This is a genomic window from Phenylobacterium sp. (genome assembly GCF_031181185.1).
Taxonomy (GTDB): domain Bacteria; phylum Pseudomonadota; class Alphaproteobacteria; order Caulobacterales; family Caulobacteraceae; genus Phenylobacterium.
In genome coordinates this window covers 1-2660 of record NZ_JAPSKZ010000290.1, presented here as the reverse complement: position 1 = coordinate 2660, position 2660 = coordinate 1, and the positions used below count along the sequence as shown (strand labels likewise).

Genomic DNA, 2660 nt, shown 5'->3' with positions numbered 1-2660 from the left:
GCCATCGTGAAGCAGGCGTTCCAGGATCAGGCCCTTCGCCAGGCGGTGGACCTGTCGGGCGTCAACTCCATCAACTTCGCCCGCATCGCCGCTCAGGCCGTCTACTACTTCACGACCGCCGCCGCGCTCGGCGCGCCGCACCGGCCGGTCAGCTTCTGCGTGCCGTCCGGAAACTTTGGGGACGCCTTCGCCGGTTATGTCGCCATGCGCATGGGCCTGCCGGTGAAGCGGATCGTCGCCGCCACCAACTCCAACGACATCCTGGCCCGCGCCTTCGAGACGGGGCGCTACGTGCGCGGCGCCGTGCAGTCCACCATCTCGCCGGCCATGGACATCCAGTCGGCCTCCAACTTCGAGCGGCTGTACTTCGAAGGCGTCGAGCGCGAGCCGGTCGAGACCGCCCGCGCGTTCCAGGCCTTCGCCGAGGCCGGCGCGCTGGACATCCCGCCCAAGGCCTATGCCGCCATGCGTGAGGTCTTCCGCGGCGTGACGATCGGCGAGGACGAGACCGCCCGCACCATCGTCTCGACGCTGAACGAGACCGGCGAACTGATCGACCCCCACACAGCGGTGGGCGTCGCCGCCCTGCGCCACGCCGAGTTCGAAGGGCCGGTCGTCGTGTTGTCCACCGCCCACGCCGCCAAGTTCCCCGAGGATGTGGCCAAGGCCTGCGGCGTGACGCCCGACCTGCCGCGCGGGGTCGCAAACCTGGCCGACCGGCGCGAGCGGTACGACCGCCTGCCGGCCGAGGCCGAGACCATCAAGGCCTATGTCCGCGCCTTCGCCGAAACCTGACGCCCAAGGCCCCGCGGGCTCCACCCCGCGTGTCCACCAGCTCGCCAACGGCGTGCGGGTGGTCTGCGACCCGCTGCCGGGCTGGCAAACGGTGGCGCTGTCGGTCGTGGCCGGGCGTGGCGCGCGGTACGAGGACGAGCGCCGCTCGGGCTGGTCGCACCTCCTGGAGCACATGGTCTTCAAGGGCGCCGGCGGCCGCTCGGCGCGCGAGATCGTCGAGGTCATCGAGGCCGAGGGCGGCAACATCAACGCCGCCACGGGCTATGAGCGCACCAGCTTCCAGGTGCGTGCGCTCAAGGACGGCCTCGACCTGGGTTCGGCGGTGATCGCCGATCTCGTGCAACGGCCGACGATGGACGCCGGCGACCTCGCCCGCGAGAAGCAGGTGGTCGGGCAGGAGATCGCGGAGGCGGCCGACACGCCCGACGACCTGGTGTTCGAACTCGCCCAGGAGGCGGCTTTCGGCGCCCAGCCGCTGGGGCGGCCGATCTTGGGCACGCCCGCCTCGATCGGCGCGGCCACGCCCGAGAGCCTCAGCGCCTGGCGCCAGGCGCTCTACGCTGCGCCCTCGCTGGTGGTCAGCGCCACCGGGGCCGTGGACGAGGACGAACTGCTGCGCCTGGCGGAGCGCGACTTCGGCGGCGCGGGCGGCGCCGCGCTGGGCGATCCTGAGCCCGCATCCTTCTCCGGCGGCGTCCGCACGGTGGCCAAGCCGCTGGAGCAGGCCAACATCGTGCTGCTGCTGCCGGCGGTGGGCGTGCACGATCCCGACTACTTCACCCTGCGCCTGCTGGCCGAGATCCTGGGCGGCGGCATGGCCTCGCGCCTGTTCCAGGAAGCGCGGGAGAAGCGGGGGCTCGCCTACGCCATCGACGCCTATTCCGAGACCTATGCCGACGCCGGCGTGCTGGGCGTCTTCGCCGGCTGCGCGGCCGAGGACGCGGTGGAGCTGGCCGAGGTGACGGTGGCCGAGATCCAGGCGCTGGCCCAGCCCGTGCCGGACGCGGAACTCGCGCGCGCCAAGGCCCAGCTGAAGGGGTCGATGTTCATGGGCCGCGAGTCGGCGCTCGCCCGCGCCGAGCAGGCGGCGGGACAGGTGCTGCTGTTCGGTCGCACGCTGGATCCGCAACTGGTGGCGGACGAGGTCGACGCCGTCACGCCCGAGCGGCTGGCGGCCCTGACCGGCCATATCCTTGGGCAGCGCAAGGCGGCCGTCGCGGTCCTTGGGCCGAAGGCCGCGCTCAAGTCGGCCGACACCTTCCAGCGGCTGGTGGCCGGCTAGTCTTTGCTTCCGTCGCCAAATCGGCGACCCTCGCAGTCATGGCCCTTTTGGACTGGATCGCGCCGGAAAGCGGCCTTCGCGTCGAAGGCGAGGGCGTGCGCCTGCGGCCGCCAAGGGCCTCCGATTATGCCGAGTGGCGCGAGCTGCGGGCCGAGAGCCGCGCCTTCCTGCAGCCGTGGGAGCCCACCTGGCCGGCCGACGACCTGTCGCGCGCGGCCTTCCGCCGACGGCTTCTGGCCTACGCGCGCGACCGCGAGGCCGGCGCGGCCTATCCGTTCTTCGTCTTCCGCGCCTCGGACGACGCGCTGACCGGCGGCATTACGCTGTCGAACGTCCGCCGCGGCGTGGCCCAGATGGGCTCGATCGGCTACTGGTGCGGCCGCCCCTTCACCCGCCAGGGCCTGACCCTGGCCGCCGTGCGGGCGATCAGCGAATTCTCGTTCCGGACGCTGGGCCTGCACAGGCTGGAGGCCGCCTGCATCCCGGAGAACAAGGCCTCCCGCGATCTGCTGGGCAAGGCGGGGTTCGTGGAGGAAGGGTTCGCCAAGGCTTATCTTAAAATTAACGGCGCGTGGCGAGATCA

At 71.8% G+C, this 2660-nt stretch carries 2 protein-coding genes and 1 pseudogene; all 3 read left to right on the top strand.

Annotation, left to right across the window (positions count from 1 at the left end; all coding sequences use genetic code 11):
• Nucleotides 1-795 (top strand): annotated as a pseudogene (locus RIF93_RS19995) (pyridoxal-phosphate dependent enzyme); the annotation flags it as partial.
• Entirely contained in the window at nucleotides 770-2077 is a 1308-nt protein-coding gene (locus tag RIF93_RS19990; protein WP_309093197.1) for a pitrilysin family protein, read from the top strand. The pseudogene RIF93_RS19995 and the gene RIF93_RS19990, both read left to right, overlap by 26 nt.
• Nucleotides 2078-2115: 38 nt before the next feature.
• Nucleotides 2116-2660, top strand: a 545-nt coding sequence (locus tag RIF93_RS19985) for a GNAT family protein (RefSeq protein ID WP_309093196.1), incomplete at its 3' end; no start/stop codon positions are given.

What these genes read in the sequence shown, in the direction of transcription:
- RIF93_RS19990 (WP_309093197.1), top strand. Translation starts at nt 770, where the DNA reads ATGTCCGCGCCTTCGCCGAAACCTGACGCCCAAGGCCCCGCGGGCTCC.